General features: G+C 64.5%; 14 protein-coding genes. 3 read left to right on the forward strand and 11 right to left on the reverse strand.

Annotated features, from left to right (window positions below; genetic code table 11):
- Nucleotides 1-4 precede the first annotated feature (4 nt).
- The 6 genes from GWG65_RS19130 to GWG65_RS19155 form a co-directional block, all read right to left on the reverse strand.
- Nucleotides 5-937, reverse strand: a complete 933-nt coding sequence (locus tag GWG65_RS19130; protein WP_275197089.1) for a lipid A biosynthesis lauroyl acyltransferase — start codon at nucleotides 935-937, stop codon at nucleotides 5-7.
- Between the two features lie 8 nt (nucleotides 938-945).
- Nucleotides 946-2,223, reverse strand: a complete 1,278-nt coding sequence (locus GWG65_RS19135; RefSeq protein WP_148743204.1) for a beta-ketoacyl-ACP synthase — start codon at nucleotides 2,221-2,223, stop codon at nucleotides 946-948.
- Nucleotides 2,224-2,238: 15 nt separating this feature from the next.
- Complete coding sequence (locus GWG65_RS19140) at nucleotides 2,239-3,447, reverse strand: beta-ketoacyl-ACP synthase (RefSeq protein WP_275197090.1); 1,209 nt, start codon at nucleotides 3,445-3,447, stop codon at nucleotides 2,239-2,241.
- Nucleotides 3,444-3,914: a 3-hydroxyacyl-ACP dehydratase FabZ family protein gene (locus GWG65_RS19145; protein WP_275197091.1), complete on the reverse strand. Its 471-nt coding sequence runs from the start codon at nucleotides 3,912-3,914 to the stop codon at nucleotides 3,444-3,446. Before GWG65_RS19145 ends, GWG65_RS19140 begins: the two co-directional genes overlap by 4 nt.
- A gap of 10 nt (nucleotides 3,915-3,924) precedes the next feature.
- Nucleotides 3,925-4,212 (reverse strand): acyl carrier protein, encoded by a 288-nt coding sequence (locus GWG65_RS19150; protein ID WP_007592476.1) that lies wholly within the window; start codon nucleotides 4,210-4,212, stop codon nucleotides 3,925-3,927.
- A 222-nt stretch (nucleotides 4,213-4,434) separates the two neighbouring features.
- Nucleotides 4,435-4,776, reverse strand: a complete 342-nt coding sequence (locus GWG65_RS19155) for a hypothetical protein (RefSeq protein ID WP_275197092.1) — start codon at nucleotides 4,774-4,776, stop codon at nucleotides 4,435-4,437.
- A 314-nt stretch (nucleotides 4,777-5,090) separates the two neighbouring features.
- Between GWG65_RS19155 and GWG65_RS19160 the strand changes: the two genes are divergently transcribed.
- Both GWG65_RS19160 and GWG65_RS19165 read left to right on the forward strand, forming a co-directional pair.
- Nucleotides 5,091-5,714 carry a ParB-like protein gene (locus GWG65_RS19160; protein ID WP_275197093.1) on the forward strand — a complete coding sequence of 208 codons (624 nt, stop codon included), beginning with the start codon at nucleotides 5,091-5,093 and terminating at the stop codon, nucleotides 5,712-5,714.
- A 267-nt stretch (nucleotides 5,715-5,981) separates the two neighbouring features.
- On the forward strand, nucleotides 5,982-6,149 hold the full coding sequence (locus GWG65_RS19165) for a hypothetical protein (RefSeq protein ID WP_275197094.1): 168 nt from the start codon (nucleotides 5,982-5,984) through the stop codon (nucleotides 6,147-6,149).
- An 80-nt stretch (nucleotides 6,150-6,229) separates the two neighbouring features.
- Here GWG65_RS19165 and GWG65_RS19170 read toward each other — a convergent pair whose 3' ends face one another.
- From GWG65_RS19170 to GWG65_RS19180, 3 genes are all read right to left on the reverse strand, one after another.
- The gene (locus GWG65_RS19170; RefSeq protein WP_275197095.1) at nucleotides 6,230-7,162 is read right to left on the reverse strand and encodes a hypothetical protein; all 933 of its coding nucleotides are present in this window, start codon (nucleotides 7,160-7,162) and stop codon (nucleotides 6,230-6,232) included.
- A gap of 199 nt (nucleotides 7,163-7,361) precedes the next feature.
- Nucleotides 7,362-7,943: a peroxidase-related enzyme gene (locus GWG65_RS19175; protein ID WP_275197238.1), complete on the reverse strand. Its 582-nt coding sequence runs from the start codon at nucleotides 7,941-7,943 to the stop codon at nucleotides 7,362-7,364.
- Between the two features lie 206 nt (nucleotides 7,944-8,149).
- A complete protein-coding gene (locus tag GWG65_RS19180; RefSeq protein ID WP_275197096.1) occupies nucleotides 8,150-9,889 on the reverse strand; it encodes a DUF87 domain-containing protein in 1,740 nt (579 codons plus the stop codon).
- 445 nt (nucleotides 9,890-10,334) lie between these two features.
- Here GWG65_RS19180 and GWG65_RS19185 point away from each other — a divergent pair, with 445 nt between their 5' ends.
- The gene (locus GWG65_RS19185) at nucleotides 10,335-11,303 is read left to right on the forward strand and encodes a catechol 2,3-dioxygenase (RefSeq protein ID WP_275197097.1); all 969 of its coding nucleotides are present in this window, start codon (nucleotides 10,335-10,337) and stop codon (nucleotides 11,301-11,303) included.
- On the opposite strand, the gene GWG65_RS19190 is transcribed toward GWG65_RS19185, so the two are convergent.
- Together GWG65_RS19190 and GWG65_RS19195 are read right to left on the reverse strand one after the other, a co-directional pair.
- The gene (locus tag GWG65_RS19190; RefSeq protein WP_275197098.1) at nucleotides 11,300-14,827 is read right to left on the reverse strand and encodes a molybdopterin cofactor-binding domain-containing protein; all 3,528 of its coding nucleotides are present in this window, start codon (nucleotides 14,825-14,827) and stop codon (nucleotides 11,300-11,302) included. The genes GWG65_RS19185 and GWG65_RS19190 overlap by 4 nt on opposite strands.
- Nucleotides 14,827-15,309, reverse strand: coding sequence for a (2Fe-2S)-binding protein (locus tag GWG65_RS19195; RefSeq protein WP_275197099.1), 483 nt, complete (start codon nucleotides 15,307-15,309; stop codon nucleotides 14,827-14,829). Before GWG65_RS19195 ends, GWG65_RS19190 begins: the two co-directional genes overlap by 1 nt.
- Nucleotides 15,310-15,411 lie beyond the last annotated feature (102 nt).

The following is a 15,411-nucleotide window of genomic DNA, read 5'->3' on the forward strand; positions in this document are numbered from 1 at the left end:
CAAATTACCGCCATCTCCGATGCAGCCACAGCCACTGCTCGGGATGCTCGCGAACCCAGCCTTCCACCACGTTCGTGATCGCCTGGGTCGTGCCCTGGATGTCGATCTTGCCGTCGGCATCGCGTACCGGCTTGACCTCCTCGGTCAGCTCGCCGCGGAAGCGGCCGCCGGGCAGGCGAATGATGCGGACTCCGTGGATGGGGCATTCGACCTGGCGCAAGAGGCGCGCCAGCATCGGATTGGCGCGGGTCTTGCGGCCGAAGAAGGTGACCTCGACGCCGCCGGTCAGATACTGGTCGATCAGCATGGCGACGTGCTTGCCGTCCTTGAGCGCCTGCGCGAGCCGTAGCGGCGCGTCGCGCCCCGCCGGGATCAGCGTGCCCATTTTGACCTGGCGCATCTCCTGGATGATGCGGTCGGCGGATGCGATGTTCGGCCGACGATAGAGGATCGCGGCGTCCAGCCCATGCGCCACGGCGGCGAGCGCCGGCAATTCCCAATTGGCCAGATGCGCGGCGAAGATCAGCGCCGGCTTGCCGTCGTCCTTGATCTGATCGAACAATTCGACGCTGCGCGCCGGCAATTCGATCCGGCTCGTCTCCGGATGATCGCGATCGTAATCCCAGACGTGGTCCATGTGGGCGAACTCGGCGCCGACGCGGCCGAGATTGTCCCAGACGCCCATCAGGATGGTTTCGATCTCCTCCGGTGACTTTTCCGGAAACGCGGCGCTGAGGTTGGCGCGGCCGATCCGGTGCTCACGCAAGCGCGGGCCGATCAGTTTCGTGACGCGCGAGAAGAAATCCGAGGTCTTGGCCGGATCGAAATAGCGCGTCGTGCGCAGCATGCCGACGGTGGCAGCCCCGACCAGACTTCCGCCGATTGATTTGGCAGCCTCCCGCGCGCGGGCCTTGATGCTCGCAGGTAACAGCGCCATGCGACCGGTCAGGCCGGTTCGCGGGTCAGGATCAGCGAGGCGTTCTGGCCGCCGAAGCCGAACGAGTTCGACATGACCGCGGTGACGCGGGCATCGCGCGCCGTGTTGGCGACGACGTCGAACAGGATCGTGGGATCCGGAGTCTCGTAGTTGATCGTGGGCGGAATGCGCTGATGCTCCAGGGTGAGCAGCGAGAAGATCGCCTCCACCGCGCCGGCGGCCGAGATGGTGTGGCCGACCATCGACTTGTTCGAGGTCACCGGAATCTTCTGCACGAGCTCACCGAACACGGCCGATGTCGTGTTGAATTCCATCTTGTCGTTTTCGGGCGTCGCGGTGCCGTGCGCGTTGATATGGTCGATCTGGCCCGGCTCCATGCCGGCATCGGCCAGCGTCTTCTTCATGCAGCCGATGATCGGCTTGCCGTCGGGCGAGGAGCGGGTGCGATGGAAGGAATCGGTGAGCTCGCCGCAGCCGGCGATCACGCCGAGGATCTTTGCGCCGCGCGCGGTTGCGGCTTCGTAGCTTTCGAGCACGAGGGCGCCGGCGCCTTCGGCCATGACAAAACCGTCGCGGTTCTTGGAGAAGGGGCGGGAAGCGGCTTGCGGCGGCTCGTTCTGGGTCGACAGCGCCGAGAGCAGCGAGAAACGCACCAGCGCTTCAGGGTTCACCGTGCCGTCGGTTGCCACGCACAGCGCGGCATCAGTCTCGCCGCGGCGGATCGCCTCGACGCCGAGCTGGATCGAGGTCGCGCCCGAGGCGCAGGCGGTCGATAGCGAGATCGGCGAGCCTTTGGTGCCGAAGGCTTCGGCGAGGTGGGCGGCCACCGAGCCGAACATGAAGCGGTGATGATAGGCCGTGAACTTGCCGCCGCCGGAAATGCGCAGGAGATCGTCGTAGTTGAAGTCGAGCTTGCCGACGACGCGCCCGAGTTCGCGGCGCTGCGGCCATTCGACCTCGACCGGCGCAACTGCCAGGAACAGTGGGCCCGGGAAATCGCCCTTGGCGCCGATGCCGGCCTGGTCGAGCGCTTCCTGCGTGACCAGCTCGGCCATCCGCTCGGACAGGGCGGTGGAGGAGAACGGATCGACACTGACGAAATCGACGGTGCCGGCCATGGTGGTCCTCAGCCCGTCGACCGGAAAGCGCGTGATGGTGCGGATGCCGGATTCGCCGGCGACGAGCTTCGACCAATTGTCGGCCTTGCCGGCGCCGAGCGAGGTCATGATGCCCATGCCGGTGACGACGACGACGGGACGTCCGAGTTTGTCGCGTGGTGCAGTCATGTATCCCCGCTTGCGTTAGCTGGCCGCTTCGACCAGCGCCATGCCTTCGCCGCGCCAGTGTCCGGCTCCCACCACCACGATCTGGGTGGGGGCGCCCTGCATTTCAATCTCGGTCCCGGTCGAATCGTTCGGCGGAAACAGCGCGCCGCGCGAGATCGACAGCGCGGCGAGCGCCAACCCCAGCGGGAATTGTGTCTCCATGGTGTGGCCGAACATCGTACCGGTCGAGCGCACCGGAAAGTCGGTATGGCGCTTCAGAAATCCGCGTTCTTCGGAAGTGGCCGGCTCTGCGCCGGTTGCACCCGTGATGATCGCGCCCTTGCCCTCGCGCTTGGGCAGTTGCGCCCACAGCTTCTCGAGCGTTGCAGCCATGTCGCCGGGTTGCTTGCGCCGGGCGAGATCGGCGACGACGCTCGCGAGCTTGGCGAATGGTTTTGCGCCGCGCGCTTCGGCGTGAGTCCTGGATTCCAGCACCAGGAACGCGCCGGCCGAGCCGAGCGCGAAGCCGGCGTGGTCCTTGCGCGCCCAGACAGGCGCGAACTTGTCCTTCAGATTGAAGTCGCCGAATTCGTAGAGGACCAGCAAGTCCTTGCGCTCGCCATTATGCGAGCCGCCGACCAGCGCAATGTCACTCTCGCCCGAGGCGATCCGCGCCAGCGCGATGCGCGCGGCATCGGCGCCCGCGACCTCTTCGCCCATGAAGGTGCGCGAGGTGCCGCCTAAGCCGTGCACGATGGCGATGTTGCCGGCAAGCAGGTTGGAGAGCTGGGCCAAAAATAGCGTCGGCCGCAGATCACTCATCAGCCGCTCGTTGAGGAAGCCGGGCGCATTGGCGCCCTTGGCCTCGGCCGTGAGCACGCCGGTATCGACATTGAGATCGCGCTCGCCGCCGCCGGCGGCGACCACCATGTCGATCTTCGACAGAATGTCCTTGTTGCCCTTGATCCCTGCGGAATCCAGCGCCAGCCCCGCGGCATAGGTGCCGATGCGCTGCCAGGCCTCCATCTGCCGCTGGTCACCCTTCTTCGGGATCTGGCTGTCGAAGCTGACCGGCATCAGCGGATGCACGACGTAGGGCGCAAAGCCGTTCTCGTCGACATTGATGCGCTTGTCTTGGAGCGCGGCCCAGTTGGCGTCCAGCCCTTCACCGAGGGAGGTGGCAAGCCCAATGCCGGTGATCCAGACTTCGGTCTGGCCGGGCTTCGAAACGGGGGTCTCGGTCATGGCGACACAGTCTGCTGCGGAAAGCCGACGCGCTTGGCGATCGCGTCCATGTGGGAGCGCATATCCGCGTTGGGGAAGGGGATCAGTGTGAAGGTGAGCGTCGAATTCGCGCGCAGCTTGCCGCCGACCCTGATCTTGGCTTCGGTCATGGCGTAGCCCGAGCCCTCGTGGACGAGACTCGCCTCGATGCTCATGAGCTCGCCGGGGAGGACCGAGCCGCGCACCTTGGCTTCCTTCACGGCCGCGAGGATCGGCATGCGCTCGAACTTCAGCACGCCAAGCAAGAGCCAGCCCGAAGCCTGCGCCATCGATTCGATCAGGAGCACGCCGGGCATCAGCGGATAACCCGGGAAGTGCCCTTCGAAGACGGTGCTCTCCTTCGGGACCTGCGCTTCGACAGCGATCTTCTTCTCGTCGACGTTGAGGTCGACGATGCGATCGATCATGTGAAAGTATTCGAGTTGCATGACCGCGCGCTTAGGCGCTCGCGCCCTTGGCCGCAACCAGTTCGTCGATGCGAGCGCAAAGATTCTTCAGCACGAAATACTGCTCGGTGGTCGCCTTGCCGTCGTTGACCTCCTGGGTCCATTTTTCCAGCGGCAGCTTGATGCCGAACTGCTTGTCGATCGCGAACGCGATGTCCAGGAAATCGAGGCTGTCGATGCCGAGGTCATCGATGGCGTGGCTATCCGGCGTGATCGTGTCGCGAGGGATGTCGCAGGTTTCAGCGATGATCGTAGCGACCTGATCGAATGTGGAGGACATCACTAAGCCTTTGATATATTGTATATATTTGCAGATGTTCCAGAGCGGAACGGTGGGTGGGCATCGCGCCCCGAGTGACGCCCTCAAATCCCCCTCTGGCCGGGTCGAAAGCCCGTATATCGGAGCGCCGCCCCGAGTTCAATGGAGCCTGGCGCGGCTGGAGGTAGCCTGGGGATGCCTGTTATCGGGGCTGCGAAGCGAGTCGTCGGGGCGGGGGTATGCCTAGATATGCGGCGTCGTGATCTTGACGCAGTCGCGCCGGCCCATCAACACGCAATCCTGGGTCCGGCGCAAGTCGGCGATGCTGACTGCGAGCCAGATCCCGATCGCAGTCAGCGCGATGGTGAAGGCGAGCGCGGCGATGTTGGCGAGCATGCGGCGACGGAAATCGTCCCGCTCCGCGCGGGGCTGCTCGTAGCGCGACAGGTCGAGCGGCTCGGGTGTCGCGTGCAGCGGCTGCACCGTTCCGCCGCTCCGCCGGATTGGCGTAGGGGATGCCGTGCGCGGCCTGAACTGGAGCACCCGGTGCTCCTCGTCCGAGGTTATGGGCCGCTGGGTCTTCATGGCGCGGGGATCACTCCGAAGCAGCGATTTTTAGATAGCACACGTCACACAGGCGTTGCAGAAAATCTTCTCAACGCGCACGTGCATTGCGGTTTCACACTATCTTGATCTTGCAGGTGACGCGGCGACGGATCGCGGAATGGGTCGCGTCCTGGTGTCATCGGCGGGTTGCGTTGCAACAACAGTCGCCGCGGAATATGCGCGTCCCGCCGGCGAACATCCGCGGGCCGCTCGGATTTTGCGGTCGCAGCGCTCATGCCATAATCAGCGAAATCGGGACCGCCTGTCGCAATCATTTGAGGAGCCCTTCGACCATGACCAATATGCGCGAGCCGAGAGTGCATCCGGTGCCGATCCTGTCGCTCCGGCCGACGCAGATGACGGTCGGCATGCGCGAGGTCAAGGAGAAGCGCCAACGCTGGCGTGAGCATGGCAAGAAGAAGCAGTCCGAGCTGCTCGGAACCCACATGATCCCGGTCGTGCACGGCCCCGACGAGCGCTATTACGTGATCGACCATCATCATCTCGGCCGCGCGCTGCACGACGAGGGCATCAAGGAGGTGCTGGTGACGGTGGTCGGCGACCTCAGGATGGTCGAGCGCGAGGCGTTCTGGGGCGTGATGGACAACAAGCGCTGGGTCTATCCTTACGATGCCAAGGGCGAGCGGCGGCCGTTCCGCGAGCTGCCGAAATCGGTCACCGATCTCAAGGACGATCCGTTCCGCAGCCTCGCCGGCGAGCTCCGCCGCATGGGCGGCTTCGCCAAGGACACCACGCCGTTCTCCGAATTCCTGTGGGCCGACTATCTGCGCCGCAAGCTGCCGCGCAAAGCGGTCGACGCCAATTTCGACAAGGCGCTGGAGAAGGCGATGTCGGCTGCCAAGAGCAAGGATGCGATCTATCTGCCCGGCTGGTGCGGACCCGCGCAGGACGACTAGGGCGTGCTTGCCGCGGGGACCTTCGGGCTGCGGTGCGAGAAGGGTTCCGGCCTGGGAAGGGTGATAAGCGGGGGGCCGCTTCTTGGCAGTAGCGTGGGCATCGGCGCCGACGCCGGCGCGGACACGCTTGATCTGCCGCAAATTCTCTCCGGTGCGGACCGCTAAGGTCTGCCGGCATGATTGCTGAACCAGCGTGCGCCTGTCGTCGAAATGCCAGACAGATTGCTCAGGTGGGCTCCAAGTCGTGCGGGCCCCGGAGACCTTACCATGAGCGCCGTCTTTCGCATTGTCTTTATCGTTGCCGGCGCCATTACCGCGCTGTTCGTTGCGCGCGATGCCCTGAACTTCACGATCATCCAGACCTTCGTCGCCGTTCTGCTCGTCACCGCCATCGTCGGTCTCGGCAGTTTCTGGAGCCAGTGGCGGAAGACCTGAGCGACACTCAGCGCCTCGCGTCCATCGTCCTCGTCGGGATATTGGCCGTTCCGGCGCCACGGATCGATTGCGCGTCCGCTTCAAGCAGCCGCGTCGCGATCGATTTTCCGTAAGCGCACGAAGGCGGCCCAGGCCCGCGGATATTCCCTGTCCGTGGGATCAATCGCAAGCAGCGCGCGGCATGCTTCCTTGATCTCCTCGGGCGAAGGACGCTTGGTCGGAGCGCCGGTTGATTTCGCTTCCTCCCAGCGAGCCTCGATATCTCTCGCGAAAGCCAGGGCCTCGGCGCTCGTCCACTTCTGCGTTGATTTCGCCAGCGCGTGGCCGGAAGGGAACGTTGGCCATGCGGCCGGCGGCTGGTCGACACGCCAATTCAGTTCGTCTCCCTGGAATGCCTCCGCGCCCGAACGTGAATGCTGCGCTGCTGGCGCCCATCCTGCCCCTGCCGAAGCTGATGAGCCGGCCGATTTCGGCGCGGCTGCCGAACCTGGCGTGACTGCTGCTGTCTGTCCGGCCAGCTGGCCAAGCTGTTGTTCCATTGTCCCGCCGCTGGACTTGGGGATGATTTTTTCGACGGTCTTGACCATCGACAGCGCGCCTGGCGATATCAGCGTCTTCTGGTCGGCAATTCTATCGTCGGCCGCGGTGGGGCAGGGCTTGTATGCAGAGCGCTGCGACGTGATCCGACCGTCGTCGTCGATACGGGCAAAATCGATCGCGACAGTGTAAACGAAGGCGGTCTCGACATACTGCCTCTCTTTATCCATCGCCTTCACGGAGCCGCACACGTATCTTGCTTGGTCTGCTTCGACCGTTCGTAGGCCGTTGAAGTGAGCTGAATTCGGCGCAATGAGAACACGTGAGACGGCGGCCCGCGCCTTGCCATGTTCCGATTCCAACATGCTCCATATTTCGTTGGCGTTGATGACGTCGGGCTGATAGTTCCATGCGTATCCGGCCGCGAAGAACGTTGCGCCAACGCAGGTCGCGGTAACAAATGCCCGCACGTTCATGAGACGGCCCCTCTGCAGGCACGACTAATCCGCGTCTCCGGTGACGGAAACTACGCAAGTTGTGCCGAAACGTTTGTGCTAGTTGAGGGTGAGTTTCTTAATAAAACGTGTGCGATTGCGAAAACCTAGAGTTCCCGTCAAACGGGAACCCGTCCCCCGGCGTTGCCGGCGACGCCTTTACCGCGCTGGAGACGGTCGGTCATTTCTTCGGCAGGCGTCCCATCAGATAGAATTCGTCGTTCGGGCGCATGCCGGTGAAATTCGCCAGCCGGTTCGACAGCGCGAAGAAGGCGGAGATTGCGGCGATGTCCCAAATGTCGTCGTCGCTGAAGCCGTGCGGCCCAAGCGCGGCGAAATCCTCCTCCGAGATCCGCTGTGCATCCGCCGAGATCTTCATCGCGAAGTCGAGCATCGCCTTCTGCCGCGGCGTGATGTCGGCCTTGCGGTAGTTCACCGCAACCTGGTCGGCGATCAGCGGGTTCTTGGCGCGGATGCGCAGGATCGCACCGTGCGCGATCACGCAATACTGGCATTGATTGGCGGCCGAGGTCGCCACCACGATCATCTCGCGCTCGGCCTTGGTGAGGCCGCCGTCCTTCTCCATCAGCGCGTCGTGATAGGCAAAGAATGCGCGGAATTCGTCGGGACGGTAGGCCAGCGTCAAGAACACGTTCGGCACGAAGCCGCTCTTCTCCTGCACGGCGAGGAGCCGCGTGCGGATGTCCTCCGGCAGCGTGTCGAGAGCGGGGGCGGGGAAGCGTTGCGTGGTGGGCTTTGTCATGGACATGCTTTCTCGTACTGAGGCGGCAAGCATAATCCATGCGGGTGGCCGCCTCAATGTGCCCGCTACAAGGCCAAATTGAAGAAACGGCACCGTGGCCCTTGCCCCGTCATTGCGAGCGCAGCGAAGCAATCCAGCGTCCCCGCGGAGGGATTCTGGATTGCTTCGCTGCTCGCAATGACGAGGTTGGGGGGACTCGCGCGCCCTTACCGCAGCGGCTTCTTCAGCAGCGAGAAGCGGTCCGGATCGAGCCCCATCGAGGGCTGCAGCATCGGCGCTTCGGCGCTCGCCAGCGTCTTCGCCGGCGGCGCCGAGAACACCGGATCGTTCGGCACGTCGCGCTGCGAGGTGGCGCCGCGCCAGCGTTCGAGCACGGCACCGACGAAATGCATGTCGTGACCAGCGGTCACGGACGGAACGCTGCTGATTGTGGCTTCGCCGCGCGGCAATTGGTGCGGCGGCACCTCCTTGAAGCGCAGCCGCGTCGGCAGCGCGACGCCTTCGCCGAACGCCAGCACCTCGCGGGTGCCGAGCGAGGGCACGAAGGACAGCAAATTCGCGGCCGCATCCGACACCGCGGCGCGCAGCAGCGCCTGGTCGCGTTCGTTGGCAAGACGCATCGTGAACAGCGTGTTGCATTGGGAGATGATGGTGGCGTCGAGCTCGGCCGGACGCTGGGTGATGAGGCCGAGATAGACGCCGTATTTACGGCCTTCCTTGGCGATGCGCGACACCGCCTTGCGGGTCGGCCCGAAGCCGACATTGCGGTCGGCGGAGGCGTAGCGGTGGGCCTCCTCGCAGACGAACAGCATCGGCGAGACGCCGTCGCTCCACAGGCCGAAGTCGAAGGCCATACGGCAGAGCACCGAGACGACGGAATCGATGACTTCGGCCGGGAAGCCGGCGAGCTGCATCACCGTCATCGGCTTGCCGTTGGCGGGCAGACGGAACAGATGGCTGATCACTTCGGCCATGGTGTCGCCGCCGACATTGGCGTTATCGAACATGAAAGCGTAGCGGGGGTCGTTGCGGACTGCCTCGATGCGGGAGATCAGTTTGTGATAGATGATGCGCGACGAGCGGTTTTCCAGCTTGCCCATGCGCTCGTCGATCAGCGAGATCAGGTCGACGAGGCGGTACGGCACCGGCGTGTCGATGGTGAACCCGATCTGCTTGGGATCGATGCGCTTCAAGCCGATGCGGTCGGCGTTCTGGTACTGCGTGTAGACGCCCTTGGCGATCGGGATGACCTCGGCGAGCACGTCGAGCTCCTCGGGCACGCCGGCGCGGCCGGCGAACAGCACGTCGACGATTTCCTCAAAGTTGAACAGCCAGAACGGCAGCTTGAGGTTTCGCGGGTTCAGCACCAGCGCGCGGTCGCCGAAGCAGCGGCCATATTCGTTGTGCACGTCGAGCAGGAAGATGCGCAGGTTCGGGCGTGCCTTGAGGATCTCATTGAGCAGCAACGAGACGCCGGTCGATTTGCCGACGCCGGTCGATCCCAGCACCGCGAAATGCTTGGACAGCATTTCCTCGACGTCGACATAGGCGATAACGGAGCGGTCCTGCTGCAGGAAGCCGACATTGATCTGGTCCGATCCGGTCGGCGCATAGATCGTGCGCAGCTCCTGGCTCGTGATCAGGTCGACCGAATCTCCGATGGTCGGATAATTGGTGACGCCACGCTGGAATTTGGCCTTGTCCGACGCATTGAGGATTTCGCCGAGCAGATCGACAGACGCGATGGCGATGTAGTTGTCGGCGCTCGAAAGATTCTCACAGGACACCTCGGTGATCATGGCGACGATGACCGAACTGGCGCAGCGGATGCTGACGAAACGGCCTACGGTCGCCCGCACCTCCGAGATCGGCATTTGGCTTTCCGCCAAAAGCCCGACCCGGGCGAGCGATCCGCGAACCGAAATCACGCGTCCAAAGGATGTCACGATGGATGAACCTGGCAAGAACGAGGAGATTTGCTCCCAGACTATGCCCGGCCGTCGCTGCACAAACGGTTAAACGGCAAGCGCGGGTGCTTCGTTAAATCCGCGACAATTCCGCCGGTAGGATTTGTACCCGATACATATTTGCGGGCAGAAATGGCGGGAAAAAGCTGCATTTTCAGGTCAGTTGACCGAAACCGCTCTTAAGGAAGACTTTACCATTCGGGCAGCTGGCCGGGCTTTCGTGCTGCAAAGCGGCTGCCGGCCGCGGCGCCGGTTGCGGTACAGGATCGTTTTGGTTTGTTGACGGGACCTAATCATTTGTACATTAGTACAAATAATAGCGACCGTCAGTCGTGCCTGGATACCTGCGCACGCATTGCCGTTGCGCGCCGTGCCCGATTGCGCGATCCGGTGCCTGGATCGCAGCTACGCCTTGGAGGAGACCATGCAGCCCGAACCGATCCTGGATCTCGCTCATCTCGGCCACATGGAACTGCTGACGCCGAAGCCGGATGAGAGCCTGACATTCTTCGTCGACGTCATGGGCATGACGATCAGCGGGCAGAAGGGCGAGTCGGTCTATCTGCGTGGCTGGGACGATTACGAGCGCTATTCGCTCAAGCTGACGGCGTCGAAAACCTCCGGCATGGAGCACATGGCGCTGCGCGCGCGCAGTCAGCAGGCGCTGGAGCGTCGCGTCGCGGCACTCAAGGGGTCGGGCTTCGACATCGGCTGGATCGAGGGCGACATGGGGCAGGGACCGACCTTCCGCTGCCGCGATCCCGATGGCCACATCGTCGAGCTCTATTACGAGACCGAATGGTATCAGGCGCCGCCGGAGTTGAAGCCTGCGCTGAAGAACCAGGCGCAGCGCTTTCCCGCGCGCGGCGTCAATGTGCGGCGCCTCGACCACCTCAACTGCCTCGCCGTCGACATCAAGGCCAATCGAGAATTCTTCGAGAATTATCTCGGCTGCCGCCTCACCGAGCAGATCGTCCTTAATGACGGACGGGAAGCCGCGATGTGGCTGACGATGTCAAACAAGAGCTACGACTTCGCCTATTCACTCGACCATTCCGGTTTGCCCGGACGTTTCCACCACGTCACCTACGCGCTCGACAGTCGCGAGGAGATTCTTCGCGCTGCAGATATCTTCCTGGAGAACGGCGTCCATATCGAGACTGGGCCGCACAAGCACGCGATCCAGCAGACCTTCTTCCTCTACGTCTACGAGCCCGGCGGCAACCGCGTCGAAGTCGCCAATGCCGGCGCGCGCCTGATCCTCGCGCCGGACTGGAAGCCGATCGTATGGACGGAGGAGGAGCGCAAGAAGGGGCAGGCGTGGGGGTTGAAGACGATCGAATCCTTCCACACCCATGGCACGCCGCCGGTGGAGGTTAAGAAGCACGGCTAATCAGCGGATGCGCGCACGCGTGTGATCGTCTCGCGCACGCCGGTCCAGGCAGGCTTGTCCGGCGCGAACTGCCCGCGCAGGAAAGTGACGAGCTCTTCGACCTGCGCGTCGCTCATGCTGTGCCTGAAGGCCGGCATGTAGCCGAGGTCGCTGGAGGCAGGCTCGCTGATGCCGTGCAGGATCACCTGAACGAGATTGTCCGGTGTATTGCTGTGCAGATTGCTGTTGAGCGCGAGCGAGGGCCGGCTGCCGAACAGCGGCAGACCGCCGACCTCGTGGCAGACGGCGCAGGCGCCCTGATAGAGCCGCGCGCCGGTGGACGAGGCGAAGGTGACTTGCGTGGCGGCTTCGAGGCTGGCGGCGAGCGTATCCTGCGTCTGCGCATTGCTCGCGGCATCGTTGAACGAGCCAAGATAGACCGCCATCGCGCGAATGTCCTGGTCGGGGAGGGCGGCAAGATCCCTGACGACCGGTGCCATCGGTCCGGCGGCGACGCCGTGATAGCGCGAATGGCCGGTGCGCAGATAGGCGAAGAGGTCGTCCTGGCTCCAAGAGATCGGCGCATGCGAGAGCGAGGTGAGCGGCGGCGCCTCCCAGCCCTCGGCAAAACCGCCGGCGAGATAGGCATCGCGCTGTTCGGCGCCGAGCGCGTTGCGCGGTGAATGGCAGCCGCTGCAATGGCCGAGGCTCTCGACCAGATAGGCGCCGCGATTCCAAGCTTCCGACTTCGCGGGATCGGGCTTGAACTCCTTCGTCTGGTGGAACAAGGCGTTCCAGCCCGCAAGCAGCGGGCGCAGATTGAACGGGAAGGCGAGCGCGTTAGCCGGTGCCGTCGCACCCACTGAAGGCTGTGCCATCAGATAGGCATAGAGCGCCTGCATGTCGGCGTCGTTCGTCCTGGAAAAATGCGTGTAGGGGAAGGCGGGGTAGAGCTGGCGGCCGTCGCGATGAAGCCCGTCGCGCATCGAGCGCTCGAAGGCGGGATAGGACCAGGCGCCGATACCGGTCTCGACGTCGGGCGTGATGTTGGTCGAGTAGATGATGCCGAACGGCGTCTCCAGCGCCCGGCCGCCTGCGTTGAGCGCACCGCCGAGCGTGGTGTGGCACTCCGCACAATTGCCGAGCGCCGCCAATTGCTGACCGCGCGCGATGGTCGCGGCGGAATAGACCGACGCATCTGGCCGCGCGATCGGCGCGATGGCGCGGCCCGGAAGACACGCCGCACCGATGCCGATCGCAGCCATGACGACTGCCGCAATCGTCGCGAAGATGCCGGTTCGCCCAGCGAGCGGATTTTGCCAGACGCGAGACGACTGCGGAGTGGCGGGCGCGGGCAGCGCCTGCGGTGTGGCTGCCGTATCGCCGTGCAGCCCCTTGAGAATGCGCTCGGGCGTAAACGGCGGCTCGCGAAAGCGCACGCCGGTGGCATCGAAGATCGCATTGGCAATCGCCGCTGCGCTCGGCACCGACGCGGATTCGCCGACGCCGAGCGGCGGCTGGTCCGGCCGCGGCAGCATCAACACGTCGATCTTGGGCACGTCGGGGAAGGGAATGATCGGGTAGGCGCCCCATTCCCGCGCCGCCACCGCGCCGCGCTCGAACGGGACCTCTTCCATCAGCGCGCGGCTGGTGGACTGGATGACGTTGCCGTGGATCTGGTGGCGGACGCCGTCCGGATTGATCATCAAGCCGGAATCCTGGCCCGCGACGACCCGCGTCACGCTGACTTCGCCCGTCGTCTTGTTCACGGCGACATCGGCAACCCAGGCCGACCATGCCGCGCCATAGCCGGGAAACTTGCTGTGGACGTAGAGCGCGTAGGCAAAGCCGCGCCCGTGCACGACCTCGCCATCTTTCTCTTCACGCACCGGCCGCGGCGTCCAGCCCGCCCGCTCGGCGACCGCGTTGACGAGATCGACGGCGCGCTGGTCCTTCAGATAACGCAGGCGGTATTCGACCGGATCGACGCCGGCCTCGGTCGCGAGCTCGTCGATGTAGGATTCATGGGCAAAGGTGTTCGGCAGCGCCGAAACTCCGCGGAACCAGGCCGCGCGCACGATCGGCGCCATGTCATGCGCGACGACGCGCATGTGGTCGTAGTCGTAAGGCGGGATCGCGGTGCGGTCGCCCATCTGGAGCACGGCAGGATCCGGCGAAATCCGTCCCGTCAGCAACAGCGCCAGCGTCGGCGCGGCGTTCGAGGGGTAACGCGTGGCGAGATCGTAGCCGGCGACGCTGCCATCGGCGTTCAGGCCGCCATTGACGTCGATGAGCTGCGCGGTGCCCTTCGGCTCCCAGGCGTGCTCCTGCTCACGCGTCAACTGCACGCGTACGGGCCTGCCGACCGCGCGCGACAACAGCAGCGCGTCGGCGGTGACGTCATCGGCGCAGTTGCGGCCGTAGCACCCGGCCGCCTCCAACCGGTTCACCTCGATCTCGCTTTCGGGTCGCTCGACCAGCAGAGCAAGGTCGCCGCGCAGCAAATGCGGGTTCTGCGTGCCCGACCAGACCCGGATGTTGCCAACTTGAAAATCAGCGACCGCGCAGGAGGGACCGATCGAGGCGTGCATCTGGTACGGCCACACATAGGTCCGCGGCATCGGCTTGGCCGCGCCGGCGATCGCCGCGGTCACGTCGCCCTTGTCGATCAGTGTGCGCGGTGTCGATGGATTGGCGCGCAGCGCTCTTTCGAGATCGGCGAGATCTGGCAGGGTAGGCGTCGGCTTCCAGCTCAGCTTGAGCTGCATGGCGGCCAGAATTGCGTTCTCCTCGCGCTCGGCGACCACGCCGACGAAATCGCCGATGCGCACGACGGCGACGAGGCCGGGGATGTCGCGGACCGAGGATTCGTCGACAGCCACTAGGCTGGTGCCGACGAACGGTCCGGCATCGACGCCTGCATAGGGCGGACGGATGACGCGGCCGTGCAGCATGCCGGGCACGCGGATGTCGTGCACGAAGGTCAACCCCCCCGTGGCCTTGGCGGGCAGGTCGACGCGTGGCATCGACTGGCCGACGATGGCGTAATCGCCAACGGGCTTGACGGCGACGTCGTCGGCAAGTTCGAGGCGAATAGTCTCGCCGCCGATCAACTCGCCATAGCTGACGCTGCGATTATGCCCACGGACGAGGCCGTCCTCGATCGTGAGTTCGGCAGCCGGCAGCTCGAGCCGCTCCGCCGCGCGTGCGACCAAAAAGTGCCGCGCCTGCGCAGCCGCTTTGCGCAGCGGCACGGCGGTGATCTGGATGGTTTCGCTCGCGATTGTCGCGCCCTGGTTCGGCACGATAGCGGTGTCGCCGAGCACGACGACGACGCGCGCAAAGGACACATCGAGCTCTTCGGCCACGATCTGGCCCAGCGCGGTGCGGATGCCCGTGCCGAGATCGACATGGCCATTATAGGCGGTGACGGCGCCATCCGCGCTGATCCGGACGAAAGTCTCGGATGTGATCTCGTCTATGGTGCGGACGACGACAACCGAACCCGATGGCCGCTCAGCTCCGGTCGGATGCGGGGAGGCCATCAATCACCGGCCTCGGCAAGCTGGCCGGACGCCCGCATCACCGCACGAACAATCTCGACATGCGTGCCGCAGCGGCAGAGATTGTAGCGTAGCGCCGCCAGTACCTCCTGCTCGGTCGGTCGCGGATTGATCGCGAGCAGCGCCTTGGCGGTCATGATCATGCCGCTCAGACAATAGCCGCATTGCGCCGCCTGTTCGTCGATGAAGGCCTGCTGGACCGCATCCGGCTTGTCACGCGTGCCGAGTCCTTCGAGCGTCACGATGTTGCGTCCTTCGCAACCGCTGATCGGAATGACACAGGCACGTGCCGCGGCGCCGTCGATCAGGACGGTACAGGTGCCGCATTCGCCAAGGCCGCAGCCATATTTCGGACCGTTGAGCGCCAGATCGTTGCGCAGCACGTAGAGCAACGGCGTCTGCGGCGCGGCCGCGACGTCGTGGATGCTGCCATTCACTGTGAGGCGGATCGGTGGCTGCGTCATCCTCGTTCCCAAGTCGGCTCGTCAGGCCCCGCGACGACACGGTCGCAAAAACTGTCGGTCGTGACGATACCGTTTGTACACAAACGTGCAAGTCGGCATGCC

This window comes from Bradyrhizobium sp. CSA207 (assembly GCF_029051685.1).
Lineage (GTDB): Bacteria > Pseudomonadota > Alphaproteobacteria > Rhizobiales > Xanthobacteraceae > Bradyrhizobium.

Bases quoted from the DNA above. Each gene is read 5' to 3' on its own strand.
- GWG65_RS19130 (WP_275197089.1), bottom strand. From the start codon at position 937: ATGGCGCTGTTACCTGCGAGCATCAAGGCCCGCGCGCGGGAGGCTGCC.
- GWG65_RS19135 (WP_148743204.1), bottom strand. From the start codon at position 2,223: ATGACTGCACCACGCGACAAACTCGGACGTCCCGTCGTCGTCGTCACC.
- GWG65_RS19140 (WP_275197090.1), bottom strand. From the start codon at position 3,447: ATGACCGAGACCCCCGTTTCGAAGCCCGGCCAGACCGAAGTCTGGATC.
- GWG65_RS19145 (WP_275197091.1), bottom strand. From the start codon at position 3,914: ATGCAACTCGAATACTTTCACATGATCGATCGCATCGTCGACCTCAAC.
- GWG65_RS19150 (WP_007592476.1), bottom strand. From the start codon at position 4,212: ATGTCCTCCACATTCGATCAGGTCGCTACGATCATCGCTGAAACCTGC.
- GWG65_RS19155 (WP_275197092.1), bottom strand. From the start codon at position 4,776: ATGAAGACCCAGCGGCCCATAACCTCGGACGAGGAGCACCGGGTGCTC.
- GWG65_RS19160 (WP_275197093.1), top strand. From the start codon at position 5,091: ATGACCAATATGCGCGAGCCGAGAGTGCATCCGGTGCCGATCCTGTCG.
- GWG65_RS19165 (WP_275197094.1), top strand. From the start codon at position 5,982: ATGAGCGCCGTCTTTCGCATTGTCTTTATCGTTGCCGGCGCCATTACC.
- GWG65_RS19170 (WP_275197095.1), bottom strand. From the start codon at position 7,162: ATGAACGTGCGGGCATTTGTTACCGCGACCTGCGTTGGCGCAACGTTC.
- GWG65_RS19175 (WP_275197238.1), bottom strand. From the start codon at position 7,943: ATGACAAAGCCCACCACGCAACGCTTCCCCGCCCCCGCTCTCGACACG.
- GWG65_RS19185 (WP_275197097.1), top strand. From the start codon at position 10,335: ATGCAGCCCGAACCGATCCTGGATCTCGCTCATCTCGGCCACATGGAA.
- GWG65_RS19190 (WP_275197098.1), bottom strand. From the start codon at position 14,827: ATGGCCTCCCCGCATCCGACCGGAGCTGAGCGGCCATCGGGTTCGGTT.
- GWG65_RS19195 (WP_275197099.1), bottom strand. From the start codon at position 15,309: ATGACGCAGCCACCGATCCGCCTCACAGTGAATGGCAGCATCCACGAC.